Origin of the sequence: Pseudomonas sp. LAIL14HWK12:I1, assembly GCF_003202095.1 — a bacterium.
GTDB classification, from domain to species: domain Bacteria; phylum Pseudomonadota; class Gammaproteobacteria; order Pseudomonadales; family Pseudomonadaceae; genus Aquipseudomonas; species Aquipseudomonas monteilii.
In genome coordinates this window covers 210,625-236,060 of sequence record NZ_QJKG01000006.1, presented here as the reverse complement: position 1 = coordinate 236,060, position 25,436 = coordinate 210,625, and the positions used below count along the sequence as shown (strand labels likewise).

Sequence of the window (25,436 nt, the reverse complement as noted above, 5' to 3'; positions counted from 1 at the left end):
AGTGATGGACAGGATCAAGCCGGCTATTGGCAATAACGTTCACCCGGTGACACCGGGAACTCCCCAGGCCTTGTCACCTGCCCCGGGGACGGCACTGGCGGAAGTGCCTGGCCAGTTCGACTACGTGAACACCAAGGTAGTGCCGCTTCGCGCGGAGCACCTTGAACGTCACCGCATCGTGGCCTACAACAAGAACTCCAGCATGAACGGGCCGATCGACCTGCTGCGCACGCAGGTACTCAGGCTTATGGACGAAAACGGCTGGCGCACCTTGGCCATCACCTCACCCACACCTGAAGCGGGCAAGACGGTGCTGGCGATCAACCTGGCCATGAGCATCGCCCACCACACCACCAAGACTGCGCTGCTGGTGGACTTCGACTTGCGCCGGCCCAAGGTCGGCAGCAGCCTGGGCCTGCCCATGGAACAGGCGCTGAACGAGTTTTTGACGGACAAGGCCGAACTGCAGGAGTGCCTGGTCAACCCGACCCTGCCGCGCTTTGTAGTGTTGCCTACGCGGGTACCTGTGCCGTTGTCGACCGAGATGCTGTCGTCGCCCAAGGTGAACAACCTGATCAGCGATTTGCGCAACCGCTACGAGTCGCGCATCTGTATTTTCGATTTGCCACCGTTGCTTAGCTCTGATGATGCGATCACCGTGATACCCAAGTTCGACTGTGTATTGCTGGTGGTGGCCAACGGGATGAACAACAAGAAGGAAATCGAGGATTGCCTGCATCACCTGGGGCAGGTGAACCTGATCGGGACCGTGCTGAACAAGGCTGACGAGCAACCGCGGACCTATTATTGAGGCCTGAAATCCAACCATTGGGGCTGCTACGCAGCCCCGAAGATTTCAGCCTTGCCGCGTAGACCAGGGATACTGCAACTCCCAATGCCACGCATGCCGCACAATCTGCTCCAGCGATACAAACTCCGGCCGCCAGCTCAACACACTCAGCGCCTTGCCGGCATCAGCCACCAGGCGGGGCGGGTCGCCGGCGCGGCGTGGTGCGTCGAGTACGTGAATCTGCCGCCCGGTCACTGCGCGTGCAGTATCGATCACCTGCTGCACTGAAAACCCATGGCCGTTGCCCAGGTTGAATGCCGTACGTTCGCCACCCGCCAGCAGATAGTCCACAGCCAGCGCGTGCGCCGTCGCCAGGTCGGCCACATGGATGTAGTCGCGTATACAGGTGCCATCCGGCGTGTCGTAATCCCGGCCAAACACCGTCACCGCCTCACGTCGGCCCGCGGCAGCCTGCAGGATCAGCGGGATCAGGTGGGTTTCGGGCTCGTGGCGCTCTCCCAGCTGGCCTTCCGGGTCAGCGCCTGCTGCATTGAAATAGCGCAGGCAAACCGATTTCAAGCCATAGGCCCGGTCGAAGTCCTCGAGAATCTGCTCGACCATCCACTTGCTCAGCCCATACGGGTTGATTGGTCCTTTGGCATGCGCTTCATCGATTGGAATATAGAGCGGATTACCGTAAACGGCCGCGCTGGAAGAAAACACCAGATGCTTGATGCCGGCATTCACCATGGCCTGCAGCAGGCTAAGGGTGGCCGCGACATTATTCTGGTAGTACTTGCCAGGCGCGCTGACCGACTCGCCTACCTGAATGAACGAGGCAAAGTGAAAGACGGCATCAAAGCGGCACACGCCAAACAACACATCCAGTGCGGCCTCGTCGGCGATATCCAGCTTGGCCCATTGGACGCCAGGTGCAGGTGCAACCAGGTCAGCCACCACCACCTCGTGGCCTGCAGCGATCAAGTGCTTGACCATATGCGAGCCGATGTAGCCGGCGCCACCGACAACCAGGAACTTCATCCGCACCTCCTGTGACCTGCTGTTTTACAAACGCGGTGAACCGTCCCTGAAAAGTTCAGGTGAATTGGCCAGCTACAGGTGACTTGAGCGTAGATGGCCAGATGCCCTATTTCAAGAACAGCCAGTTGGACATGTAGTTGCCGTCGAACGTAATCACGTAATGCCCGTCCTTGTACGTTGCCGGCAGGGGCTTGAGTTGGATCTGCGCATCGTGTGCGAACAGCTTCAGCCCGGCAGGTGCCTCGATGGTCAGGCTGCCCTCGAAGGGTTCGACATTGAATGGCGTCTTGTCATCGGCCTTGGGCATTGCGCGGGTACCCAGTGACAGCAACAGCTCCCGTGACTGGCCCAGCGGTTTGCCGTCCAGGCTCTGTACTGCGACGCTGGCGTAAGGCGTTTTCGTTTGCAGCTGAATGGCCCCCAGGCTGATCGAACGACCTCCCAGCCAGCCGGTGGCGGCCTGGCTCAGCGGTGTATCGATGGTGTAGATGCCTTGTTGCCAGTTGCGCTTGAGCTCGCCGGTGTCGGTCACCGATTCGGTAGCATCGGTGGCCAGCAGCGATTGCCCTGGGTCTTGCAGCACTTGCGCACCTGCGGGAATGGCGGCCGGTTTCAACCACGGCAACTCCGGTGTTTGCGGCAGGGCAATCTGCAGTTGGCCCTTCTCCATGGCTGTGCGCAACAAAGGCGAATTTCGTGGGGTGATCTCTTGGTTGTAAAGGGTGGTGGGCGTCGGTGCGAAAACGTAATGGGTGGTTGCAGGCTTCACATCGGCACGGCGATAGAGCAGGGCAGCAGCGGGCAGCGTGGCGATCATCGCGGGGTCGTTGTAGGCGTGCCAGTTGTCCGCCGTGCGCCAGCCCGGGTTGAAGGCCTGCTGGCTGTAGGCATATTGCATCAGTGCGTCCCAGCCCTGGTGGCTGGCAGTGCCGGCCACGTACAGCGGCAGCGAGTGGCGGTCGGGCAGTGGGAAAGGCTCGGCGTTCCATTCGGTGACGGTCAGCGGTTTGCCCACGACCTGGGCGGCGGCGATCCAGTCGATCATGCCGTCGCTGGTCAACGGGTTCTTCTCCAGTTGGCCGATGGCGCCGTAGCTGTGGGCATCGACGACGTCGCCTGCGGTCAGGGCCGGCAATGCGCTCAGGCCATTGCCGCCCCAGGTGCTGGTGGTGGCGATCGGCACCTTTACCCCCACGCTGCGCAGGTGAGTGATCATGTCGACGTTGAAGCGCTGTTCCAGGTCGTTGAGGAGCAGCTTCGACGGGCCGTGCTCCCACGCACGCCAGGTTTGGTCGACGGGCAGGTTGTACTGCCTGGCGAAGGCTTTGGCCGCTGCCATGTAGCGCTCACTGTGGCGCGGTACATCCTTGTTCGGCATCAGGGCGTTGCCGTAATGCTGGGTAAGGTCGTTCTCGTTGGTGATCAGCACGGCGGCGATGGCCGGGTCGTCCTTGTAAGCAAGGCCCGTGTACTCGTTCACATGGGTCAGGTACTGCTCGGCAAAGCGCTTCATCGCCGCCTGAATACTGTTGTTCACATAGGCATAGCCCTTCAGGTCGACGCGGTCATCCTTCTTGGGCAGCTCATCGAAATCGTCTATGTTGTCGTTGGCGGTAAGTGCGCGCTGTACGTGCATGTCCAGCCAGATGTAGATGCCTTCGTCCTTGAGCGCCTTGATCCACAGGTCGAGCTTGCGCAGTGACTCGGCACTGAGCTGCTGGGTGTCGCGCACCAGGGTACCGTCGCCGAACACGTTCGGGCTGACCCAGGGCGAGTCGTGGTGGTGCAGGCGCACCAGGTTGAACCCCAGTGCGGACAGGCGCTTGGCCTGTTGGCGAATTTCGTCGTCTGGGCTTTTGAACAGCGAATAGGCAGACAGGTTGGTGCCCCAGAAACGCACGGGGGTGTTGTCTTCGAACATCAGCTGTTCACCGACCGCCTTGACGAACCCACGTTTGCCGGCGGGCTTTTCCGCCGCGTTGAGGAACGACAGGTCCACCGGTGAAGTGCGCCAGTCGAGCTGATCATCGGGCCAGCTGGCGGGATCGGCCAGGCCGAAGCGCTCAGTGGGCGTGGGCCCCAGCTCGATGTCGCCGGTCACGTTGAGTACAGCCTTGAGTTGTTGCTTGCCGGCGTTGATCGGGTCTTTGTACAGGAACGCACGCAATTCGGACGGGTTGCCACGCTCGAAATACACCTTGGCCAGTGGCGGGTCGAAGCGCATTTCGATGCGCCGGCCTTGGTCAGCCTTGCCCCAGGACCAACCGCGATTGTCGGCCAGCAGTTGTGGCGCACCCATATCGCCGGCGATTTGCGCCGGGTCGAACTGGAACACCATGCCGCCACCCATCACCCCGGTCTGGCGGCTATGGGCGTCCAGGTCGAAGGCCCAGCTCAGGGTTTGTGCTTGCGCTTTGCGGATATCAGCCGCCAGGTCGAAGTCCAGCTCTTTGTTCTTGCCCCGCAGTGTGTACTGATAGGGGCCATTGACCTTGAAGTCGGTATAGAAGCCGGTCCAGCTCCAGTTGGCAGCCCAGAAGTCGAACTTGGCCTTCATCACCGGGCCACCGCCGTGTGTCACGGTGGGCAGCCCACTCTGTTCATCGACACTGACCTGCCAGCCGGAGCCCCAGCCGGCCAAGGGCAGCAAGACCAGGCCGGCAATGGCCGACAGGCGTACGAAAGGACGCAGGGATAGCACGTTCATGTACATTACCTGGGTTGTAGGCCGGGTTTGGCCAGTTCCATGGCCTGGCTGTCGTGCAGCCGGCGAACCATCTGGATGTAGGCCACACCCAGCCCCGCGATGGACCAGTAGACCACCGGGATGAAGGTGATGCTGCTGACGGTGAAGATGATCACCAGAATGCCCATCAGTGTCGCCAGCAACACCCGGCCGAGTTGTCGTCGTTCATCATCCTTGTCAGCGAAGCTGAGCATGGCCCTGCGGATCCCGTGCAGCACCACGGCAAAGAACGCCACAAACAGCCCGAGCCCCACCAGCCCGACCCGCAGCGCCAGGTTGATGTAGGTGTTGACGATGTCGATGATGCCTTCGCCCTGGATCATCGACTGCATTTCAGGTGTGTTGCGGAAGTCGAATGAGCCGAATAGCGGGTTGCGCTGGATGACGATCCAGGCGTTGTCCATCAGCCGCTCGCGGTAGGTGATGTTCTCTTTTTCCAGGTTGCCAATGAAGGGCAGCAGGTCCAGTACCTTTTCACCGCCGGGCACGATCGTGAGCAAGGGCAGGGCCAGCATGCCGGCTGCCCCCAGTAGCGCCAGGCGCTTGACGGCTCCTTTGCCCAGGGCAATGAACACCACCACGATGACCACGACGCCGATCCACGGGCCGCGTGACAACGGTGCGAACAGCCCGGCGGCCAGTAGCAGGGCGCCCAGGGCTTTGTGCAGCGGGCGTTGCACATAGCCCTGGACGAACAGGAACAGGCCGATGGCCACGCTCATCACATAGCCCAGGGCAATTGCCTGGCCGGTGGTGACGCTGGCCCGCAGCGCGCCGCCGCGGCTGAGATAACCCGACATGCTCCAAGGCACGCCCATGGCATCGACCAGGGCGCTGTACAGCAGCCAGTGGCGTACATATTCGGCCACGGCGATCAGTGCCATGACGAAGGCGGTGAGCACGAAGGCCAGCATGGCATCCTTGAAGTCGCTTATCTGGCGCAGGCCGCGGCTGGCCACGTAATACGGCAGGAAGACGTCGACATACAAGTACAGCGCCTGGCGCAGGGTGTCGGTGGGGGTGGTTTCGCGCAAGTACAGCACACTCATCAGCACCAGGCCGGCCGCCAGCAGCTTGTCGGCCCAGGTGCGGCCAAAGCGCAGGGTGCCTGCCTGGCGGCTTAGCTGCAGCGCGGCGGGCAGCAGCACACACAGGGTAAGCAAGCGGATATGGTTCAGGTCGACCAGGTAGTTGACCACGCCAAATCCGGGCACCTGCACCGACGCAGGCGGGATGAGGAACAGCAGCATGTAGAACAGTGCCATGGGGTTGTGTTCGCGGCGCCCGGCAATCAGCAGGATGACCGCGCCCGCACCCAGATACAGCCAGAAGCTGTGCGAGACGAAAGCCAGCACAGTCAGCAGGAACCACAAGTTGCGCCGGCGCTTGAAGTCAGCGAGCGGAATCAGCTCGGTGGCAGGGCGCCGCGCAAGCAGGAAGACCACGCTCGCCAAAAACAGGATGACGATCAACGCACGAAAATGTTCAGGCATCGGCTATGTACACCTTTCCCTCGGTGGGCAACGGCTAGCATCGTGGCTAATTGAAACTATAGTGACTTTTAGCCAATCAGTCAGAGATTGAAGTCATGCCGTCGATTGATGTGTCAGCCACCGCAAGCCTGCGCCAGCGGGCCATGAGGGCCGGGTCCTGGAACCTGGTGTCGCAGGTGGCGTCACAGGTCATGCGCCTTGGTGGCAACCTGATCATGGCCCGCTTGTTGCTGCCGGAAATGTTCGGGGTGATGGTCATTGCCACTACCGTTTCGGTACTGCTGCACCTGCTGTCCGATGTCGGCCTGCGCCAGAACATCATCCAGAGCCAACGGGGTGACGACCCGGACTTTCTCAATACCGCTTGGACCGTGCAGATCATCCGCGGCTTCGTGCTGTTCGGCCTGACCCTGTTGCTGGCTTTGTGTGCCTGGGTGGCGCAGTTCGAAGAACTGTGGCCGGCAGACTCCACCTATGCCGCGCCCATATTGCCGATGGTGCTGGCGGTTACCGGGCTGTCGGCGGTCATCTGGGGGTTCCAGTCCACCAAGATAGACGTGGCGGTACGCACTTTCCAACAGAAGCGTGTGGTACTGGTGGACCTGGCGTCACAAGCGGCCGGCCTGGTGGTGATGCTGGTGCTGGGCTTGCTGACCCATTCCATCTGGGCCTTGGTCATTGCCGGCCTGGTGTCTGCCGTGGCCTGGACTGTGCTGGGCCACACGGCGTTGGAGGGGCCGCGCAACCACCTGCGCTGGGACCGTACGGCGCTTACCGAACTGATCGTGTTTGGCCGCTGGATCCTGCTGTCGTCGATGGTGGGCGTGCTGGCCATGTACGGCGACCGCATCCTGTTCGGTGCCAGCATGTCGGCGGCGCAGCTGGGGGTGTATTCGATTGCCGTGCTGATCCTGGGCGCGGTGCAGACCGCACTGATGAAGATTGTGGGCGCCGTGGCGCTTCCTGCTTTCAGCGAAGCGGCCCGCGCCGACGACAAGGCGCGGCTGAAAGCGCTGTATCACCGTTTCCGCCTGCTGGTCGACCTGCTGGTGCTGTTCATCTGCGGTGGCTTCCTGACCGCCAGCCCTCTGCTGATCGGCTGGATGTACGACGAGCGATACAGTGAGGCAGGCTCGATGCTGGCGATTCTTTCGCTGTCGTTCATCGTATTGCGCTATACCTTGGCTCATCAGGTGTGGATCGCCTTGGGCCTGACCAAGTATCAAGCCATGGACAACATCATCCGCCTGGTCTCGCTGTGGGGGCTGCTACCGCTGCTGTTGGCGATTGGCGGTGTGGAATGGGCCATCTGGGGTGTTGCCCTGCATACCGTGCCCACGCTGGTGCTGGTTGTGTACGTGAATTGCAAGCTAGGTATCTTCAGCCTTAAACGTGAGCTGGTGGTGCTACCGATGCTACTGGTCGGGGCGCTGTGCGGGGCGCTGTTGACGGCCTTTTTCAACTGGCTGTGATGCAGCGTGCTGGGTGTAAATTCAACGGGTACAGGTCACGGGATCATGGGGAAGCTTACTTTTTGTAGTGCGCAGCTGGGGCGTAGGGGCTTTCTCCAGAGTTGTGTCTTGCTGGGCGTCGGTGGCGCTGTATTCGGCGCTTTTGCCCCCGTTGCTGGCAAACCTGTCGAAAAGCCCGGGTTCGTGGTGATCAACGGCTGGGTATTGCCGTCCCGTTACTTCCGGAACGAGCCAGCATGATCAAGGACTATCAGCAGCAGAAGGCGCTGCGCGATCATTACGATTTTTGCATCATTGGCGCCGGCCCGGCAGGTATTACCCTGGGCCTGCGCTTGGCCGCTGCGGGCTGGAGCGTGTTGCTCGCCGAGGGCGGCGGGCGTGAGTATGCGCCGCACTCGCAAGGCTTGTATGCTTGCGCGTCCACGGGCCTTGAACTGTACGCCGAGGAAACCCGCCTGCGTTACCTGGGCGGCACTTCCAACCATTGGGCCGGCCGTTGTCGCCCCTTCACGCCCTCCGACTTTTCTATCTCCCCGCCAGGCGACCTGCCTGGCTGGCCCATCGCCTATTCGGAGATCGAGGGTTACCTGCCTGCAGCCATGGAGATCGTAGACCTGCCGGCCGGGTCGGATTTTCGTGCGATGAATACCGGCCTCAACGGCGGCGATTTCGAACCCGATCGTTTCCTGCTGAGCACACCTACGCGCTTTGCGCAGAAATACGCCACGGCCCTCGAACAGACCAAAGGCCTGGACGTGTTCATCAATTGCAACTGCGTGGACCTGGAGTTCGACAAGGCGTCCGGGCACCTGGCCGCCGTGATCCTGTCCGACTACGAACGCAATCGGCAGCGCCTGGTGGCAGGCAACTTCATTCTGGCCACCGGTGCCATCGAGAATGCCCGGCAGTTGCTCAACAGTGAGACCTTGGTGGGCGCGGGCGTGGTGAACAAGGACGGGCTGGTTGGCGGGTGCTTCATGGAGCACCTGAACATCGACCTGGGGACCTTCATCCTCAAGTCCGGGCAGGACCCGGAGCCACGCCAGTACTACACCACCGATGCCTTCGTCGATGAGTACAAGGCCGGCAAAGGCAACGTCACCGCCGCCTTGCTGGCCGATGTGCAAACTTATGGTCGTACTGCCGAGGTCAAACATTTTCTCGAAAACCTGGCCTGTGATTGGGGCTTCGCCAGCAAGGTAGCGTTCGTTGCCAAGTTCAGCTGCCCCGGTGATGGCGTGATCAGTACGATGATCGAGCAATTCCCGAACCTGCACAGCCGTATTTCGCTGCTGGACGAGAAGGACGCACTGGGCGTTGCCAAGGTCAATGTCAACTGGGCACTGACTGCCGATGACCGGCACACCATCAAGTGCATTGGCAGCGAGCTGGCCAAGCAGTTCGCCAACATGGACCTGGGCTTCGTCAAGCTCAACGACTTTGTCTACGACACGTCGATCCCGCTGAAGATGGCCCCGCATGCCCATCACATGGGCACCACGCGCATGGCCGCCTCGCCGCAGTACGGCGTGGTCGATACCAACTGCAAGGTGTTTGGTACCGAAAACCTGTACATCGCCGGCAGCAGTATTTTCGCCAAGGGCGGCGCCTCCAACCCGACCATGCCGCTGCTGCAGTTTGCCGTGCGGCTGGCCGACCACCTCAATGCCAAGATGACGGCGGCCAGGGGCGCCGTGGCGTGACGCTTGTTGTACATGGGTTGAGTGCGCTGCGGTCAGCAACCAGAAGAACGAGACCGGAACGCCTCAGGAACATTCCAGACGGATTTGATTGCGAGGCCAGGCAGTATGAAGGGATGGATACGCAAGGCAGTGGCGCATTATGCACATGCAACCGGGCGGGGCGGCACGTTCTACAGGCGGTTCTGCAGGCCTTCAGGGCTTGAATGGGGCGCCTACCTCACCCGTTGGGGCAACTTTCACTCGGTCGGCACCAACTTCTTTGTCAATACAGGCTGCAAGTTCCTCGACCCGTCGCTGGTGCGCATTGGCAACAGTGTGGGCCTTTCCGACTGCACGCTGATCGGTCATGACGGGGTGGTATTGCTGATCGAGCATCGCTTCGGCAAGCACCTGGATTCAGTCGGGTTCATCGATATCAAGGACAACTGCTTCATCGGCCACGGTGCGATCATCATGCCCCGTGTGACCATCGGGCCGGAATCGATCGTGGCTGCCGGCGCGGTAGTGACCAAGGATGTACCGCCTGGCACAGTCTACGGTGGCAACCCGGCTGAATTCATCTGTACCACCGAACAGCTGATCAAACGGGTCGAGGCGCGTTGCGAAGCGTACCCGTGGATCGACCTGGTCAAGCAGCGCAATGGCGCCTACGACCCGGAAGTGGAGCCGCTGTTGATGGCGCAAAGGCGTCAGTATTTCTTCGGGGACAGCAAAAATGGCTAGCAAACCTGTGGATGTCATGGTGGTCAACTTCAATACCGCCGGGCTGCTACAGCCGATGTTCGACGCCCTGCGCCGCGCCGACGGCGAGCGGCTGGCCAGCTACCTGGTGGTGGACAATGCATCACGCGATGACTCGGTGCAGCGCATGGCCCAGGTGTGTCCCGAAGCACTGCTGTTGAGCAACAAACAGAATGTGGGCTTCGGCCGGGCCAACAACCAGCTGCTGGCACACCTGAAGGGCAAGTACGCCTTGCTACTCAATACCGATGCCTTTGTCGCCGCCGACTCCTTGCAGAAAACCCTCGACTACATGGAGGCCCACCCGGAGTGCGGTGTGCTGGGGGTGCGCCTTGAGGGCCGAGACGGTGACCTGCAGCCCAGTTGCCGCTACTTCCCCACACCGCTCAACGTTTTTGTCGCGCGTACCGGGTTGGGGCGGTTTTTCCCCGGGCTGAAAATGGTCGACGAAATGAACTGGGACCACGCATCGGTTCGCGAGTGTGACTGGTTGCCCGGCTGCTTCTACCTGGTACGCCGCGAAGTGCTGGACAAGGTAGGCCTGTTCGACCCTCGCTACTTCCTTTATTACGAAGAGGTGGACCACTGCAAGCGGGTGAAGGAGGCGGGCTGGAAAGTGGTGTTCTATCCGCATACAACCGTGGTGCACATCGGGGGTGAAAGCTCCAAATCGGTGGCCGAGCTGGAGGCGGCAAGCCGGCAGATCTCGGCGTACCAGATCGAAAGCGAGTTGCTGTACTTCCGCAAGCACCACGGGGTGGCGGGGCTAGCCCTGCACATGCTGCTGGTCACCTTGGGTGACCTGGTGCTGGCACTCAAGGCGCTGTTGAAACGACGCGGCTGGGGCGCGATACAGGCCTGCTGGCGTCATTGCCAGGCAACCTGGTCATTGTTGTTCAAGACCCGGTACGCCAGCCAGGCGACAAGGTAGGTGGAGCCATGTTCGAGAATATTCGTGCTGACCTGCGGGCCCACGGCGGTGACTGGGGCGCCCAGGGGTTCTGGGTACTGCTGGTGTATCGCTTTGGCCGCTGGCGCTATACCGTGCGCCCGGCGCTGCTGCGCAAGCTGTGCTCGTTGATCTACAAGGTGCTGTTCAAATTCGTGCAAATCATCACCGGCATCGAACTGCCGTGCGAAGTGGTGATTGGCCGCAACTTCGTCATCGACCATTTTGGCGGCATCGTTGTCAGCGGCTATGCCCGCTTTGGCGATGATTGCCGCATCCGCAACGGCGTGGTGGTGGGCTTGAAAAATGTCGACGAGCCGATTGCCCCGGTGTTCGGCAACAACGTCGATGTCGGCACCGGCGCCAAGGTGCTGGGGAGTATTCGTATAGGCAACAACGTGATCATCGGCGCCAATGCCGTGGTACTGGTGGATGTGCCGGACAACTCGTTGGCGGTAGGGGTGCCGGCCACCATCAAGACCAAGCAGCCGGCTAGCACCGCGCCCGTTGAGTGAGGCTTATGGCAACGGTAATCGGTGTGGTGGTCATCGGCCGCAATGAAGGCACACGCCTGGAGCGTTGCCTGCGTTCGCTGATGCAGGGTGTGGGCAAGGTCATGTACGTCGACTCGGGCTCCACCGACGGTTCGCCGCAGCTGGCCCGCAGCCTGGGGGTGGAGGTGCTGGCGTTGGACATGCGTGTTCCGTTCACTGCCGCGCGCGCCCGCAACGAAGGCTTTAGCGCCTTGCAGCGGCTGTTGCCGTCGATGCAGTTGGTGCAGTTCGTCGATGGTGACTGCGAGGTGGATGCCCGCTGGCTGGCTACGGCGCAGGCATTTCTCGACCACCATCCCGAGGTGGCAGTGGTGTGCGGCCGCCGCCGTGAGCGCTTCCCGGAACGATCGGTGTACAACCTGTTGTGCGATCTGGAATGGGACACCCCCATCGGTGAAGCCAAGGCTTGTGGCGGCGATGCGTTGATGCGCGCAGACGCCTTCGCTGGCGCTGGCGGCTTCCGCGCTGACCTGATCGCTGGCGAGGAGCCCGAGCTGTGCGTGCGCTTGCGAGGCAATGGCTGGAAAGTCTGGCGCCTGGACGCCGAGATGACCCTGCACGACGCGGCCATGACCCGCTTCAGCCAATGGTGGCGGCGCAGCCTGCGGGCCGGCCATGCCTATGCCGAGGGGGCTTACCTGCATGGGCAGCCGCCAGAGCAGCACTGGATACGCGAGTCACGCCGGGCCTGGCTGTGGGGTTTGGGCATTCCTGTTGTGATTGTGCTGGCTTGCCTGCTGCTGGGTGGCTGGGGCCTGTTACTGCTATTGGTTTATCCGCTTCAGGCTGTGCGCCTGGCCCGTCGTGGTGCCAAATCGGCGCGCGCGAACTGGCTGCAGGCGGTGTTCCTGGTGCTGGGCAAGTTCCCGGAAATGCTCGGCCAGCTGAAATTCATGCGCCACCGCTTCGCGGCCGGCAAATCGGCTTTGATCGAGTACAAGTGAGAAACCCCATGATGCTCGGCGCCCTCGTCAAAAGCGTGTTTACCCTGCAACCGGGCTACTCGTTGCGGGCATTGAACAACAAGTACAAGTTGACCCGAGAGATTGTCAGGCAATGGCCTGAGCTGAATGCCTTCATGCAGCGCATGACGGCGGCGCTGGGCCAGCAGGGGCTGCAGCGGCTGGGTGTGGATTGCATCGGCGTGGTGCAGTGGCCTTACCTCAGCAAATGCTGGGAGGCCCCGCAGCGCCTGGAGGTGGTGGCTTCGCACTTTGAAGTGCTGGCCGGGCAGTTTCCGGCGCTGTTGCTACTGGGGCGGGACGAAAGCCTGACGCTGTGCGAGCTGGCCAGTTATTCGCCGGGCTGCCGCCTGGTGCTGGACCGGCCGATCTGGTTCAAGCGCGAAGGTGAACTGGTACTGAACCTGTTCCAGGGCGACCTGCGCGTGGCGTCGTTGGCGTTTAGCCTGTGCCGTGATCAGGGGGGGCTGTCGATGTTCATCGGTGCCGTCCAAGGCATTCACAAGGGCATCGACAGTGACACCTCGCTGGCCATCTACCGTGACCTGACCAAGGACTTCGAGGGGCTGCGCCCGCGCAGCCTGCTGCTCGAAGCGTTGAAGTGCCTGGCACGCATGCTGGGCGTTGCGCACCTGTATGCCGTCAGCGATGCCTGCCGGCACCATCGCCACCCGTACTTTGGCAGCGACAAGGCCCAGGATCTGGCGGCCAATTACGACGTCATCTGGCAGGAAAATGGCGCTACGGCGTCGAACCGCGACGACTTCTTCACTATCCCCTTGGCACCGGCACAACGGGCCGAGCAGGACATCCCGGCCAAAAAGCGCGCGATGTACCGCCGCCGGCAGGCGCTGCTCGACGATGTTTTTATTCGCCTGCAGGCCGCATTGCCGGGCAGCGGTCACAACCTTGGACTACAAGGAAAACAGGGGGATGCATTTGCTTTGAGTGCATCGGCAGTAGACAGACCACCGGTAGTCGACAGCCTGAAGTGAAGGTTGCCAGGGCAGGCCGGTCATCAAGCGGGTTGGGATCTGGATTCGTATGCGCATTGCTTACTTCATCAATCAGTACCCGAAGGTCAGCCACAGTTTCATCCGCCGCGAGATCCTGGCGCTGGAGCGTCAGGGCGTAGAGGTGCAACGCATCGCCCTGCGGGGATGGGACGCCGAGTTGCAGGATGCCGAGGATACGGCCGAGCGCGACAAGACCCGCTATGTGCTGCGGGCTGGTGTAAAGGGCTTGCTGAGGCCCACGTTACAGGTGCTGCGAGCACAACCCGGGCGGTTCTTCCAGGCCCTGTGGCTGGCCATGCGCCTTGGCCTGCGCGCCGACCGCGCCTGGCCCTACCACTTGGTCTACCTGGCCGAAGCTTGCCTGGTGCTGCAGTGGCTACAGGCCAGTGAGGCGAAACACGTGCATGCCCATTTCGGCACCAACTCCACCGAGGTGGTCATGCTGACCAACCAACTGGGCGGACCGGCCTACAGTTTTACCGTGCATGGACCGGAAGAGTTCGACAAACCGCAGTTCCTGCACATGGGCGAAAAGGTGCGGCGAGCCGCCTTTGTCGCAGCGGTCAGTTCCTACGGGCGCAGCCAGCTGTTCCGCTGGGTGGCGCACGAGCATTGGCCCAAGGTAAAGGTGGTGCATTGCGGCCTGGAGCGGGGTTTCCATGAGGTGGCGCCGGTCGATGTACCGTCAGTAGCACGGTTTGTTTGCGTGGGGCGCCTGTGTGAGCAGAAAGGCCAGCTGCTGTTGCTTGAGGCGGCGCGTCAGCTTGCTGCACAGTCGATTGACTTCGAACTGGTGTTGGCGGGTGACGGTGAAATGCGCCAGCAGATCGAGGCCCTGATTGCCCGGCATGGCCTGCAGCAGCGCGTGCGCATCACTGGCTGGATCAGCAGTGCACAGGTGCGCGAAGAAATCCTCGCCGCCCGTGCGCTGGTATTGCCCAGCTTCGCCGAAGGCCTGCCGGTGGTGATCATGGAGGCCATGGCCTTGCGCCGGCCCGTGCTGACTACCTATGTGGCGGGCATCCCCGAGCTGGTGCGCCCGGGTGAGAACGGCTGGCTTTTCCCCGCTGGCGCCGTCGACGAGCTGGCTGAAGCCATGGCGGATTGCCTGTGCCAACCGGCCGACGTATTGCAGCGCATGGGCGAGGCAGCCTACCAGCGTGTGCTGCAGCGGCATGATATCGACACCGAAGCGGCCCGGCTGGCCGCTTACTTCAAGGCATCCGCATGATAAGTGTATTGAGTTGGTCGCTGGGCCTGCTGACGTTCATCGTCCTTGTGCCTGTGTCGATTTTTTTTGTACAGATGCTGCTGGCGTGTCTGCCACCACGCTCGCAGTACCTGGGCCATAGTCTGCGCCCCCGGGTGGCGGTGCTGGTACCTGCCCACGATGAGGCTGCGATCATTCGTGCAACGCTGGCGAGCATTGCCCCGCAATTGCTTGACGGTGACCGCTTGCTGGTGGTGGCAGACAACTGCACCGATGATACGGCGCAGCTGGCCCGCGACGCCGGCGCCGAGGTGGTGGAACGCTTCGACGCGGTGTTGCGTGGCAAAGGCTATGCGCTGGACTTCGGCGTGCGTCACCTGGCCGAACAGCCACCCGAGGTGGTGATTGTGGTGGATGCCGATTGCCAGGTGGGTGAGGGGGCAATTGACTGCCTGGCGCGTCGTTATCACCAGACCCGGCGGCCGGTACAGGCGCTGTACCTGATGCGTGCGCCCGTGGGTACCGGGCTGAAAGTGCAAGTCGCCGAGTTTGCCTGGCGGGTGAAAAACCTGGTGCGCCCGCGTGGCTGGGCGCGGCTGGGCTTGCCCTGTCAACTGATGGGGGCGGGCATGGCATTCGGTTGGCACGACCTGACCTTGATCAACCTTGCCAATGGGCACCTGGTAGAGGACGTGAAACTGGGCCTGGACCTGTGTCAGCAGGGCAAGCCTCCCGTGTTCTGCCCTGAGGCATTGGTCACCAGCCAGTTTCCTGCCAGCCAGCAAGGCCTGAACAGCCAGCGCACCCGCTGGGAGCATGGCCACCTGGGCTTGATGCTGGCCGATGCGCCCAAGCGTGCGTTGGCCGCCGTGACCCAAGGCAATGGTAGCCTGCTGGCGATGACCCTCGACTTGCTGGTACCGCCTTTGGCGTTGTTGGTACTGACCCTGCTGGGGCTCAATCTGGTGGCCTGGCTGGCGTACTTGCTGTTCGATGTTGCCGCGCCAGCGTGGATCGCCCTGATAGCCTTGGCCATGCTCAGCCTTGCGGTTTTGCTGGCTTGGGCGCGCTTCTGCCGTGAGCTGATCCCGTTTTCCGTCTTGCTTTACGCACCGTTCTACGCGGCAAAGAAAATCCCTTTGTACCTAGGGTTCCTGATCAAGCGCCAGGTTGAGTGGGTGCGCTCAAAACGGGATGATGACTGATGGCACTGTGGCAATGGCAGAATCGCTGGCAACGCATAATCGATGCGCTCGAGGTGGTGCCCGACAGCGGCGCGGCACAGCGCCTGCTCGACAGGCTGGCAGCCCCGCAAGCCGCGACCGTGCTGGGCTTCGTCAATGCCCATGCGATGAACCTGGTGGTCCGTGACGGCGCCTACTGCCAGGCACTGTCGGCAGCCGACGTGTTGCTGCGCGACGGCTCCGGCATGGCCATCCTGTACCGACGTCTGGGCCTGGCACCCGGGCTTAACATGAACGGGACTGACTTCATTCCCAGGCTCATGGCCGCATACCGTGGGCGCAAGGTCGCATTCTGGGGCACCCGACAACCCTACCTGAATCAGGCTGTGCAGCGGTGTGAAACCGATTTTGGTGTAGTACCCGTGTCGGTACATGACGGCTTCGCCAGCCTCGAAACCTACCTGCAGCTGGCCCGTGAGCAACAACCCGAGCTGATCGTTCTGGGCATGGGCATGCCCAAACAGGAGGCGGTGGCGGCCAGGCTGGCAGCCGTTGGCGGGCCGTGCCTGATCGTGTGTGGTGGGGCAATTCTGGACTTTCTCGGCGGCAAGGTCAGCCGGGCACCGCCTTGGCTAAGGCGGCTGGGGGGAGAGTGGGCCTACCGGCTGTTGCGCGAGCCAAAACGTCTGTTCATGCGTTATGTGGTGGGCAACCCGCTGTTCTTGCTGCGCACGCTGCTTTACCGCAAGGCAGCCGATTCGGCCAGGGGCACTGTATAAATCGGCCAAAATCCGCGCTGATGGCGGGTGGCTGCTACAGTGAGAGCAGTGGCTTGGGGGCTGCTTATCTGGCGTTGTACACGCTGTTTTCAAGACTTGATGCTTGATGGAAGGCACTGGCTACGCTGACACAGATGAGGTCTGAAATGGTTTTCGAACCCAGAAGCAGTCGTTCCTTACTCCAAAGAAGAAGCAGCGTAAGTAACGCCATTCAGGCAGGGCTCGATGGCATTGCAGTCACCGGTATTGCCTGGTATCTCATCTACGACCAGTTTGGTTACATTACCTCCGATTATGTAATCATGCTGCTGTTGCTGATTGGCGCACTGGCCGTCATTTACGACCATTATGCGATCTACCGCACCAATGTCGGGCTTTCGATCAAAGCCTTCCGCCTGTTCAAGGCCTGGTCGGCAACGTTCTGTTTTCTCGTGGTCATGGCCTTCCTGACCAAGCAGAGTGAAACGTACTCGCGTTTGTTGGTGGTGCAGTTGTTCATCATTGGCTACATCGCGCAGTTATTCCTGCACTTTGCCGTTCGTGAACTGCAAAAGCGTTTTACCGCCCATGCACGCCTGGATAACGCGCTGATTATCGGCGACGGCGACCTGGCGAATTTTCTTTATCAGAAAATCAGCAACAACCCCTGGTTTGGTGAACGGGTATTGGGGTGCGTACTGCTCGACAAGGGCGACGGCCAGGGGCGTGACAACGGCGAGGGCAAGCAGCGCCTGCCTGTGCTGGGGCACATTGCAGACCTGGATGAAATCGTCGCCCAGCATGGCATACGCACCGTTTACCTGGTCACGCCGCTCGGTGGCTCCGAGGTCATCAACGATGTGTACTTCAAGTTGCTCGACAAGTGCATCGCGGTGAACTGGGTGCCGGATATCTTTTCGTTGCGCCTGATCAACCACAGTGTGCGGGAAATTGCCGGGATTCCTGTGCTGACCTTGTCGGAAACGCCCCTGACGGGCATGAGCCTTTTCCTGAAAAACCTTGAGGACAGGGTGCTGGCAGCGGTGATTCTACTGTGCGCTTCGCCTGTGTTGCTGACGGTTGCACTGGCCATCAAACTCACCAGCCCCGGGCCGGTGTTCTTCCGCCAGGAACGCACGGGCTGGACCGGGGAATCGTTCCGGATCTGGAAATTCAGGAGCATGCATGTCCACCAGCCCGAAGGTGGTGTGGTCAAGCAGGCACAGAAGGATGACCCGCGGCTCACCAAGATTGGCGCCTTCATTCGACGCACCAGCCTGGATGAATTGCCGCAGTTGTTCAATGTACTGACCGGGGAAATGTCGCTGGTCGGGCCGCGACCGCATGCGTTGCAGCATGACACCTTGTATTCGCAGGACATCGTTGATTACTTCGCCCGCCACAACATCAAACCAGGCATGACCGGCTTGGCCCAAGTACGTGGCTTCAGGGGAGAGACCAAGGATATCGAGCAGATGATCCAGCGGGTGGACTCGGACATCGAGTACATCAACAACTGGTCGCTGTGGCTGGACTTCGTGATTCTGGTGCGTACCCTGAACGCCTTTACCGGCAAGCAGGCTTACTAGTCATAAAGCTGGCGAGACCCTTGTAGGAGCGTACAGGCTGGCTATTCCTTGTTTAGCGGGTGCAATTCCCGGAATCCTCGCGCTTCCTCCACCAGCCAGTCATGCACCGCCCGCGCCCCAGGCTGGTTCAGCCCGCCTGGCGGGTAATGCACCACGTAGCGTTTGTGGTTGGCGATCGGAACGCCGAACGGCACGATCAATGCGCCGCGCTCCAGCTCGTCATTCAACAGTGTGCGACGGGCGATCGCTACGCCGATACCGGCGATGGCCGCTTCGATGGTCAGGTGGTTGCGGTTGAAAGTGTGCCCACGCCGCACATCCAGGCCTGCGGCGCCAATACCCTCCAGGTAGAACTCCCACTCCGCATACTCCGAACTGCCACGCCACGCCGTGATGTCGTGCAGCAGTGGGTAGTGCGCCAGGTCTGCCGGCCCATGCAGCGGCGGGCGCCCGCGTAGCAGGGTAGGTGAGCACACCGGAAAGATCTGCTCGTCCAGCAGCGGTGTCGAGAGCATGCCAGGGTAGCTGCCATCGTTCAGGTCGATAGCCAGGTCGAAATCGCCTGGGGTCAATGCCTGGGCACTGTCCTCGGCCACCAGGCGCAGCTCGATGTCCGGGTAACGCTGCTGAAAGCGCGGCAGGCGCGGGGTAAGCCATTTGGCCAAAAAAGACGGGATCGAGCGCACCCGCAAGGTGCCGCGGATTTCTCCGGCATCCAGGCGCAACAATTCGGCCTCGATGCTGCCGTAGGCTTCTGCCACTGTCTGGGCCAGGCGTTGCCCTTCGGCGCTCAGCTCCACACCGCGTGCCCGACGCAGGAACAGCCGGTAACCCAGGCGTTCTTCCAGCTGGCGCATCTGCTGGCTGACAGCACCTGGGGTGATGTGCAGCTCTTCGGCGCAGCGGGTGAAGGACAGGTGCCGGGCTGCGCAGGCGAATACATGCAGCCAGACGAACACCTGACCATTGAGTTGTCGTCGCATCGTTTAGTACCACTAAAGTCTTGCTTAGAAAGATTCGTTGGTCATTCGTGAATGAGCGCGTCAGTATCGCGCAAAATCGCAATACCGCTCAATTTCTTCAGATAACCGTGCCGTGGATTCATCTCAGGGTACGGTCAGGCATTAGCATGGCTATCAGTGTTTTCGACCTTTTCAAAATCGGCATCGGGCCGTCCAGCTCTCACACCGTCGGCCCGATGCGGGCAGCAGCGACGTTCGCCCAGGCCCTGCGTGAGCAGGGGGTGCTGACGCGGGTGACGCGCGTTGAAGTGCGGTTGTATGGCTCGCTGTCGGCTACCGGGGTTGGCCATGCCACCGACCGCGCCTGCCTGCTGGGCCTGATGGGCCAATGGCCAGACCGGATCGACCCGGCCACCATCGATTCGCGTATCAGCCAGGTGCTGCAGGAGCGTTGCCTGATATTGGATGGCAGCCACCCGCTGGACTTCGAGTATGGCCGTGACATGTTGCTGCTCGACGAAAACCTGCCTTATCACCCCAATGCCATGAGCCTGGAGGCGCTGGACGGGCAGGGCAGCCTGCTGTGCCAGACCTACTATTCAGTGGGCGGTGGGTTTATCGTCGAGCAGGCCGAAATCGATGCCCCTGCCGCCGAAAGCAACGCAGTGATCTTGCCGTATGAGTTCGACAGTGCGGCCCAGCTGCTGACCTTGTGTAAAACCCACGGTTTGAGCGTTGCGCAACTGATGATGGCCAACGAACGTGCCTGGCGCCCGGAAGCCGAAGTGCGTGAAGGCTTGCTGCGTATCTGGGCGGCCATGCAGGAGTGTGTTCAGAACGGCCTGCGCAACGAAGGCATTCTGCCGGGTGGGCTGCATGTCAAGCGCCGCGCCGCGCGTTTGCATCGTAGCTTGCAGGAACTGGGCAAGCCCAACGTGATTGGCTCGACCCTCAGCGCCATGGAGTGGGTGAACCTGTTCGCCCTGGCGGTCAATGAAGAGAATGCGGCCGGTGGGCGCATGGTCACTGCACCAACCAACGGTGCGGCGGGCATTATCCCGGCGGTGATGCACTATTATATGAAGTTCAACCCCAGTGCCAATGACGCGGATGTGGTGGACTTCCTGCTCGGCGCCGCTGCAGTTGGTATTCTGTGCAAGAAAAACGCGTCGATCTCCGGCGCCGAGGTCGGTTGCCAGGGCGAGGTGGGCTCAGCGTGTTCGATGGCCGCTGCCGGCCTGGCCCAGGTGCTGGGTGCGACCCCGCCACAACTTGAGAACGCCGCCGAAATTGCGCTGGAGCACAACCTCGGGCTGACCTGCGATCCGGTCGGTGGCCTGGTGCAGGTGCCGTGCATCGAGCGCAATGCGATTGCTGCGGTAAAGGCGATCAACGCCGTACAGATGGCGTTGCGTGGGGATGGCGAGCACTTCATCTCGCTTGACCGGGTGATCCGCACCATGCGGGATACCGGGGCGGATATGCATGCCAATTACAAGGAAACTTCGCGCGGCGGTTTGGCGGTTGCATTCGTAGAGTGCTAACAGGCTAGATCAGGTTTAGGGCCGCAAAGCGGCCCTAAACTTAACGAGCCTTCTGCTTCGCTGCTAAAAAGCTGGCACGCATGTCCTTCGCCCAACCATCCAGCACTGGCTTTACGTCATTCAAGGTCAGCTTCTGGGTATCGTTCTCCAGTTCCTGCCCCGTGCCTTTGCGCACCACCTGGGCCAGCACCTTCTGGCTGGCACCATCAAGGAACGCTGCCTCCACGCCGACATCCACTTCCTGATCACGGCCACCCATGGCCGTGTTCACGCCCGCCGAAATCAGTGCGATAGGGATGACTTCGTAAGGCTTCAGGCCTTCGTTGCTGGTCGACACCGCTGTAATGGCGGGGCGCACCACGATCACTCCCGGGCCTGGCCCCTTGGCCAGCGGTATCACGCTGCCCATTTCACGGCGCAAGGCTTCATTGAAGTAACGCGTGATTTCTTGCAGCGTCTGCTGCGAAATCACCGCCGTTGGCTGTGGCTTGGGGTAGAACTGGCTGGGCTCGATGAACACCTGGCTGTACTGGTTGACGTTAACGTTGGGGTCGATCCAGCGCATCACCGGGTCACCCGAAGGGCTCTTGGCTTCCTGCAGGCGGCTGTAATCCTTGAGGAAGCCGGAATAGTCCTTGGGGTCCACGCTTTTGCTGGAGCAGGCGGCCACGGCAAGCAGCGCGGCGCACAACAGGGTAATGCGAGGCAGTGATTTCATGATGGAGGTGCATCCATGAGAGGTCGGCCAGAACAACGCTAGCAGGTGCGCGGCAGTTGGCCAGTGGGGGCGTTCAATCTGGACAATGAATTGCGGTGCCTGGTCTGTCTGGCGCCGCAATTCATGTGCTGGACTCACCCCAACGCTTCGCGCAACCGGTACCACAACATGCCCAGTGCCAGTAGCGGCGAGCGCAGTGCCTTGCCGCCGGGGAAGGTCAGGTGTGGCACGGCGCTGAACACATCCAGGCCATGGCTATGGCCGAGGGCGATACTTTCGGCCAGCAGTTTCGCCGTCCAGTGCGTCACGTTCAGCCCATGCCCGGAGTAGCCTTGGGCGTAGTATACGTTCTGGTGGTGGCTCAGGCGCCCAACCTGGGGGAAGCGGTTGGCGGTGATGCCGATCATGCCGCCCCACTGAAAATCGATGCGCACATTGGCCAGCTGGGGGAACACTTTCAGCACCTTGGGCCGCATATAGGCCGCGATGTCCTTGGGGTCGCGCCCGGAGTAGTGGCAGGCGCCGCCAAACAGCAGGCGGCGGTCGGCGGTGAGGCGGTAGTAGTCCAGGCCGACCTTCTGGTCGCACAGTGCCATGTTCTGCGGAATCAGGCTGCTGGCCAGTGCTTCGGGCAATGGTTCGGTGGCCACCACGTAACTGCCGGCTGGCAGCACCTTGCCGCTCAGTCGCGGCTCCAGCTCGTCGAGGTGGGCGTTACAGCCGAGTACCAGGCTACTGGCCCGCACCTTGCCGCGAGCCGTGTGCAGGGTGACGCAAGGTCCGTGTTCGATGCGCAATACCGGGCTCTGCTCGAAAATGCGCACACCCAGGCCGTGCGCGGCACGGGCTTCGCCCTGGACCAAGTCGAGGGGGTGCAAGTGGCCCGAGCCCATGTCGACCAGGCCGCCGGCGTACTGGTCGCTGGCGACAATCTCGTTCAACTGCCCCGCACCGACCAGGCGTGTTGCATGGCGATAGCCCAGCGCCGCGAGGTCGTCCTGTTCATCCTTGAAGGCAGCGAACTGGGCAGGTGTATTGGCCAGCTCGCAGAAACCCCAACGCAGGTCGCAGGCAATACCGTAGCGGGCGATACGCTCGGCCACCAGCGCCACCGAATCGATGCCGGCCTGCTTCAGGTAACGCACGCCGTCCTGGCCAACATGCCGGGCGAAACCGCTGACATCGTGGCCAATACCGCGAATCAGCTGGCCGCCATTGCGCCCACTGGCGCCCCAGCCGATGCGCCGGCCTTCCAGCAGCACCACCGAAAGGCCACGCTCGGCGAGCTCCAGGGCGGTATTGACCCCGGTCAGCCCGCCGCCGACCACGCATACGTCAGCCGTCAGTTCGCCGTCCAGGCTGGGGTAGGGGGCCGCATCGCGCGCCGTGGCGGCGTAGTACGAAGCGGCGTGTTGAGTAGTGAAAGACATGGGCGTTCTCGACTCAGCGGTTGGACTTGATCTTGCTCCAGGAGCGGGTCATGACGCGCATGATCTTCGGGCTCGGGGTGCTGGAGATGTACAGTTTGTCCAGCACGTCCTGGGGTGGGTAGATTTCGGGATTGCCGACCAGCGATGCATCCATGTAGGCCTTGGCGTCCGGGTTGGCATTGGCATAGCCGACGGTTGCGCTGACCTTGGCGATCACTTTGGGGTCGAGCAGGTAGTTGATGAATGCCAGGGCCTGCTCGGGGTTGCTGGCGTCCTTGGGGATGGCCAGCAGGTCGAACCACAGGTTGCTGCCTTCCTTGGGAATGCTGTAGGCCACTTTCACGCCGTTCTTCGCTTCCACGGCACGGTTGGCGGCCTGGAACACGTCGCCGGAGTAGCCGAAGGCCACGCAGACATCGCCATTGGCCAGGTCGGAGACGTATTTGGATGAATGGAAGTACGTGATGTAGGGGCGCAGCTCCAGCAGGCGGGCTTCGGCCTTGGCGTAGTCGGCCGGTTTTTCGCTGCGCGGGTCCATGCCCAGGTAGTTGAGGACAGCCGGGAACAGTTCATCGGGCGAGTCCATGAAGGCCACGCCGCACTGTTTGAGCTTTTTGAGGTTTTCCGGCTCGAACAGCACCGCCCACGAGTCGATATGGTCCACGCCTAGAGCCGCCTTGACCTTATCGACGTTGTAGCCGATGCCATTGGTACCCCACAGGTAAGGCACCGCGTACTGGTTACCTGGGTCGTTCTGTTCAAGCTGTTTGAGCAGCTTGGGGTCCAGGTGCTGCCAGTTCGGCAGTTTGCTGCGGTCCAGCGGCAAGAAGGCACCGGCCTGGGCCTGGCGGGCGAGGAAGTGGTTCGACGGCACCACCACGTCATAACCGGTGCGCCCGGCCAGCAGTTTGCCTTCGAGGGTTTCGTTGGAGTCGAACACGTCATACACCACCTTGATCCCGCTGCTGGCCTGGAAGTCGGCCAGGGTGGTGTCACCAATGTAGTCGGTCCAGTTGTACACGCTGACCGAAGGGGTGGCGTGGGTGGTGGTGGCGAACAGCAGGGTGAATGCAGCGGGTATCAGGGCTTGCAGATGACGCATGGGGACACCTCGTTGGTCTTGTTCTTCGAATTCGGTGCAGGGGGCTTCAAGCCCCCCCTGTGTGGGTCAAACGCTGAGCATCAGGAACTCGCGCTCCCACGAGCTGATCACGCGCTTGTAGTTCTCGTGCTCGGCCCGCTTGACCGCCACGTAGCCCTGGACGAACTGCTTGCCCAGGTACTGCTGCACGGTTTCGCAGTCTTCCATGTGCTGCAGCGCATCCTCGATGGTGATCGGCAAGCGCAGGTTGCGCCGTTCGTAGGCACGGCCTTGTACCGGCGCGCTGGGGTCGATTTGCTCGACCATGCCCAGATAGCCGCACAGCAGGCTGGCGGCAATCGCCAGGTACGGGTTGGCATCCGCACCCGGCAGGCGGTTTTCCACGCGCATCGCCTCGGGGCTGGACGTGGGCACACGCAAGCCCGCGGTGCGGTTTTCTTCGCCCCACTCGACGTTGACCGGTGCCGAGGTGTCCGGCAGGAAGCGGCGGAACGAGTTGACGTTGGGCGCGAACATCGGCAGCAGCTTGGGGATGTACTTCTGCAAGCCGCCGATGTGGTGCAGGAACAGCGGGCTCATGCTGCCGTCTTCATTGGCGAAAATCGGCTTGCCGGTGGCGATGTCCACCACGCTTTGGTGCAGGTGCATGGCGCTGCCCGGCTCGTCGGTGATCGGCTTGGCCATGAAGGTAGCGGCGACGTTGTGCTTGAGGGCTGCCTCACGCATGGTGCGCTTGAACACGGTGATCTGGTCGGCCAGGTCCAGCGCGTCTCCGTGGCGGAAGTTGATCTCCATCTGCGCCGGGCCGTCTTCGTGAATCAGCGTATCCAGGTCCAGGCCCTGGATCTCGCACCAGTCGTAGACGTCTTCGAACAGCGGGTCGAATTCGTTGGCGGCATCGATCGAGAACGACTGACGGCCGCTTTCGGCACGGCCAGAGCGCCCCAGCGGGACCTGCAGTGGCAAGTCCGGGTCTTCGCAGCGCTTGGTCAGGTAAAACTCCATTTCCGGCGCGACGATCGGCTGCCAGCCTTTGTCGGCGTACAGCTTGAGCACCTTCTTCAGCACGTTGCGCGGCGACAGCTCAATGGGGTTGCCTTGTTTGTCGAAGGTGTCGTGGATCACGATCGCAGTCGGCTCGATCGCCCACGGGATCTGGTACACAGCGCTTGGGTCGGGGCGGCAGACCATGTCGATGTCGGCGGCGTCGAGCAGGTTGTAGTAGATGTCATCGTCAACGTAGTCGCCGGTGACCGTCTGCAGCAGCACGCTTTCTGGCAGGCGCATGCCACGTTCATGGAGGAACTTGGCGGTGGGCGCGATCTTGCCACGGGCGATGCCGGTCAAGTCGCTGATCACGCATTCGACTTCGGTGATGCGGTGTTCTTTCAGCCAGGTGTACAGCTGATCGAAGGGGGCGTTCATACAGACCTCTTGGTTGGGTTTTAGTGTGGGAACGCGTAAGCCCGAGA

General features: G+C 61.6%; 21 protein-coding genes. 13 read left to right on the top strand and 8 right to left on the bottom strand.

The window, feature by feature from the left end; translation table 11 throughout:
• The first annotated feature begins 4 nt into the window (after positions 1-4).
• A complete protein-coding gene (locus D906_RS17145; protein ID WP_016715296.1) occupies positions 5-811 on the top strand; it encodes a CpsD/CapB family tyrosine-protein kinase in 807 nt (268 codons plus the stop codon).
• Positions 812-856: 45 nt separating this feature from the next.
• On the opposite strand, the gene galE is transcribed toward D906_RS17145, so the two are convergent.
• The 3 genes from galE to D906_RS17130 all read right to left on the bottom strand — a co-directional run bounded on the left by galE (position 857) and on the right by D906_RS17130 (position 6,070).
• A complete protein-coding gene (galE, locus tag D906_RS17140; protein WP_027615541.1) occupies positions 857-1,831 on the bottom strand; it encodes a UDP-glucose 4-epimerase GalE in 975 nt (324 codons plus the stop codon).
• Between the two features lie 106 nt (positions 1,832-1,937).
• Positions 1,938-4,538, bottom strand: a complete 2,601-nt coding sequence (locus D906_RS17135; protein WP_027615542.1) for a cellulase family glycosylhydrolase — start codon at positions 4,536-4,538, stop codon at positions 1,938-1,940.
• Positions 4,539-4,543: 5 nt separating this feature from the next.
• A complete protein-coding gene (locus tag D906_RS17130; RefSeq protein WP_027615543.1) occupies positions 4,544-6,070 on the bottom strand; it encodes an O-antigen ligase family protein in 1,527 nt (508 codons plus the stop codon).
• A gap of 95 nt (positions 6,071-6,165) precedes the next feature.
• Between D906_RS17130 and D906_RS17125 the strand changes: the two genes are divergently transcribed.
• The 11 genes from D906_RS17125 to D906_RS17070 all read left to right on the top strand — a co-directional run bounded on the left by D906_RS17125 (position 6,166) and on the right by D906_RS17070 (position 18,208).
• Positions 6,166-7,542, top strand: coding sequence for an oligosaccharide flippase family protein (locus D906_RS17125; RefSeq protein ID WP_016715292.1), 1,377 nt, complete (start codon positions 6,166-6,168; stop codon positions 7,540-7,542).
• A gap of 236 nt (positions 7,543-7,778) precedes the next feature.
• On the top strand, positions 7,779-9,245 hold the full coding sequence (locus D906_RS17115) for an FAD-dependent oxidoreductase (protein WP_027615544.1): 1,467 nt from the start codon (positions 7,779-7,781) through the stop codon (positions 9,243-9,245).
• Between the two features lie 105 nt (positions 9,246-9,350).
• Entirely contained in the window at positions 9,351-9,968 is a 618-nt protein-coding gene (locus D906_RS17110) for an acyltransferase (RefSeq protein WP_016715289.1), read from the top strand.
• Positions 9,961-10,917, top strand: coding sequence for a glycosyltransferase family 2 protein (locus D906_RS17105; RefSeq protein WP_019096279.1), 957 nt, complete (start codon positions 9,961-9,963; stop codon positions 10,915-10,917). Before D906_RS17110 ends, D906_RS17105 begins: the two co-directional genes overlap by 8 nt.
• Positions 10,918-10,925: 8 nt before the next feature.
• Complete coding sequence (locus D906_RS17100) at positions 10,926-11,450, top strand: serine O-acetyltransferase (RefSeq protein ID WP_027615545.1); 525 nt, start codon at positions 10,926-10,928, stop codon at positions 11,448-11,450.
• Positions 11,451-11,455: 5 nt separating this feature from the next.
• Positions 11,456-12,433, top strand: coding sequence for a glycosyltransferase family 2 protein (locus tag D906_RS17095; protein WP_027615546.1), 978 nt, complete (start codon positions 11,456-11,458; stop codon positions 12,431-12,433).
• Positions 12,434-12,441: 8 nt separating this feature from the next.
• Positions 12,442-13,446 carry a VirK/YbjX family protein gene (locus tag D906_RS17090; RefSeq protein ID WP_027609271.1) on the top strand — a complete coding sequence of 335 codons (1,005 nt, stop codon included), beginning with the start codon at positions 12,442-12,444 and terminating at the stop codon, positions 13,444-13,446.
• Between the two features lie 49 nt (positions 13,447-13,495).
• Entirely contained in the window at positions 13,496-14,698 is a 1,203-nt protein-coding gene (locus D906_RS17085; protein ID WP_019096275.1) for a glycosyltransferase, read from the top strand.
• Complete coding sequence (locus tag D906_RS17080) at positions 14,695-15,882, top strand: glycosyltransferase family 2 protein (protein ID WP_025754145.1); 1,188 nt, start codon at positions 14,695-14,697, stop codon at positions 15,880-15,882. Before D906_RS17085 ends, D906_RS17080 begins: the two co-directional genes overlap by 4 nt.
• Positions 15,882-16,640, top strand: coding sequence for a WecB/TagA/CpsF family glycosyltransferase (locus D906_RS17075; RefSeq protein ID WP_019096273.1), 759 nt, complete (start codon positions 15,882-15,884; stop codon positions 16,638-16,640). Before D906_RS17080 ends, D906_RS17075 begins: the two co-directional genes overlap by 1 nt.
• Positions 16,641-16,786: 146 nt before the next feature.
• Positions 16,787-18,208 carry an undecaprenyl-phosphate glucose phosphotransferase gene (locus tag D906_RS17070; RefSeq protein ID WP_019096272.1) on the top strand — a complete coding sequence of 474 codons (1,422 nt, stop codon included), beginning with the start codon at positions 16,787-16,789 and terminating at the stop codon, positions 18,206-18,208.
• 41 nt (positions 18,209-18,249) lie between these two features.
• Here D906_RS17070 and D906_RS17065 read toward each other — a convergent pair whose 3' ends face one another.
• Entirely contained in the window at positions 18,250-19,191 is a 942-nt protein-coding gene (locus D906_RS17065) for a LysR substrate-binding domain-containing protein (RefSeq protein ID WP_016715280.1), read from the bottom strand.
• 146 nt (positions 19,192-19,337) lie between these two features.
• Here D906_RS17065 and D906_RS17060 point away from each other — a divergent pair, with 146 nt between their 5' ends.
• The gene (locus D906_RS17060) at positions 19,338-20,714 is read left to right on the top strand and encodes an L-serine ammonia-lyase (RefSeq protein ID WP_027615547.1); all 1,377 of its coding nucleotides are present in this window, start codon (positions 19,338-19,340) and stop codon (positions 20,712-20,714) included.
• 40 nt (positions 20,715-20,754) lie between these two features.
• Here the strand turns inward: D906_RS17060 and D906_RS17055 are convergent, their stop codons facing one another.
• From D906_RS17055 to D906_RS17040, 4 genes are all read right to left on the bottom strand, one after another.
• The gene (locus tag D906_RS17055) at positions 20,755-21,432 is read right to left on the bottom strand and encodes a DUF3313 domain-containing protein (protein ID WP_019096270.1); all 678 of its coding nucleotides are present in this window, start codon (positions 21,430-21,432) and stop codon (positions 20,755-20,757) included.
• Between the two features lie 134 nt (positions 21,433-21,566).
• Positions 21,567-22,862, bottom strand: a complete 1,296-nt coding sequence (locus D906_RS17050) for an FAD-binding oxidoreductase (protein WP_019096269.1) — start codon at positions 22,860-22,862, stop codon at positions 21,567-21,569.
• A 13-nt stretch (positions 22,863-22,875) separates the two neighbouring features.
• Complete coding sequence (locus D906_RS17045) at positions 22,876-23,964, bottom strand: polyamine ABC transporter substrate-binding protein (RefSeq protein ID WP_027609269.1); 1,089 nt, start codon at positions 23,962-23,964, stop codon at positions 22,876-22,878.
• 66 nt (positions 23,965-24,030) lie between these two features.
• Positions 24,031-25,389 carry a glutamine synthetase family protein gene (locus D906_RS17040; protein WP_016715275.1) on the bottom strand — a complete coding sequence of 453 codons (1,359 nt, stop codon included), beginning with the start codon at positions 25,387-25,389 and terminating at the stop codon, positions 24,031-24,033.
• Positions 25,390-25,436: the final 47 nt, after the last annotated feature.

Coding starts and splice junctions, on each gene's coding strand:
- D906_RS17145 (WP_016715296.1), top strand. CDS start 5: ATGGACAGGATCAAGCCGGCTATTGGCAATAACGTTCACCCGGTGACA.
- galE (WP_027615541.1), bottom strand. CDS start 1,831: ATGAAGTTCCTGGTTGTCGGTGGCGCCGGCTACATCGGCTCGCATATG.
- D906_RS17135 (WP_027615542.1), bottom strand. CDS start 4,538: ATGAACGTGCTATCCCTGCGTCCTTTCGTACGCCTGTCGGCCATTGCC.
- D906_RS17130 (WP_027615543.1), bottom strand. CDS start 6,070: ATGCCTGAACATTTTCGTGCGTTGATCGTCATCCTGTTTTTGGCGAGC.
- D906_RS17125 (WP_016715292.1), top strand. CDS start 6,166: ATGCCGTCGATTGATGTGTCAGCCACCGCAAGCCTGCGCCAGCGGGCC.
- D906_RS17115 (WP_027615544.1), top strand. CDS start 7,779: ATGATCAAGGACTATCAGCAGCAGAAGGCGCTGCGCGATCATTACGAT.
- D906_RS17110 (WP_016715289.1), top strand. CDS start 9,351: ATGAAGGGATGGATACGCAAGGCAGTGGCGCATTATGCACATGCAACC.
- D906_RS17105 (WP_019096279.1), top strand. CDS start 9,961: ATGGCTAGCAAACCTGTGGATGTCATGGTGGTCAACTTCAATACCGCC.
- D906_RS17100 (WP_027615545.1), top strand. CDS start 10,926: ATGTTCGAGAATATTCGTGCTGACCTGCGGGCCCACGGCGGTGACTGG.
- D906_RS17095 (WP_027615546.1), top strand. CDS start 11,456: ATGGCAACGGTAATCGGTGTGGTGGTCATCGGCCGCAATGAAGGCACA.
- D906_RS17090 (WP_027609271.1), top strand. CDS start 12,442: ATGATGCTCGGCGCCCTCGTCAAAAGCGTGTTTACCCTGCAACCGGGC.
- D906_RS17085 (WP_019096275.1), top strand. CDS start 13,496: ATGCGCATTGCTTACTTCATCAATCAGTACCCGAAGGTCAGCCACAGT.
- D906_RS17080 (WP_025754145.1), top strand. CDS start 14,695: ATGATAAGTGTATTGAGTTGGTCGCTGGGCCTGCTGACGTTCATCGTC.
- D906_RS17075 (WP_019096273.1), top strand. CDS start 15,882: ATGGCACTGTGGCAATGGCAGAATCGCTGGCAACGCATAATCGATGCG.
- D906_RS17070 (WP_019096272.1), top strand. CDS start 16,787: ATGGTTTTCGAACCCAGAAGCAGTCGTTCCTTACTCCAAAGAAGAAGC.
- D906_RS17065 (WP_016715280.1), bottom strand. CDS start 19,191: ATGCGACGACAACTCAATGGTCAGGTGTTCGTCTGGCTGCATGTATTC.
- D906_RS17060 (WP_027615547.1), top strand. CDS start 19,338: ATGGCTATCAGTGTTTTCGACCTTTTCAAAATCGGCATCGGGCCGTCC.
- D906_RS17055 (WP_019096270.1), bottom strand. CDS start 21,432: ATGAAATCACTGCCTCGCATTACCCTGTTGTGCGCCGCGCTGCTTGCC.
- D906_RS17050 (WP_019096269.1), bottom strand. CDS start 22,862: ATGTCTTTCACTACTCAACACGCCGCTTCGTACTACGCCGCCACGGCG.
- D906_RS17045 (WP_027609269.1), bottom strand. CDS start 23,964: ATGCGTCATCTGCAAGCCCTGATACCCGCTGCATTCACCCTGCTGTTC.
- D906_RS17040 (WP_016715275.1), bottom strand. CDS start 25,389: ATGAACGCCCCCTTCGATCAGCTGTACACCTGGCTGAAAGAACACCGC.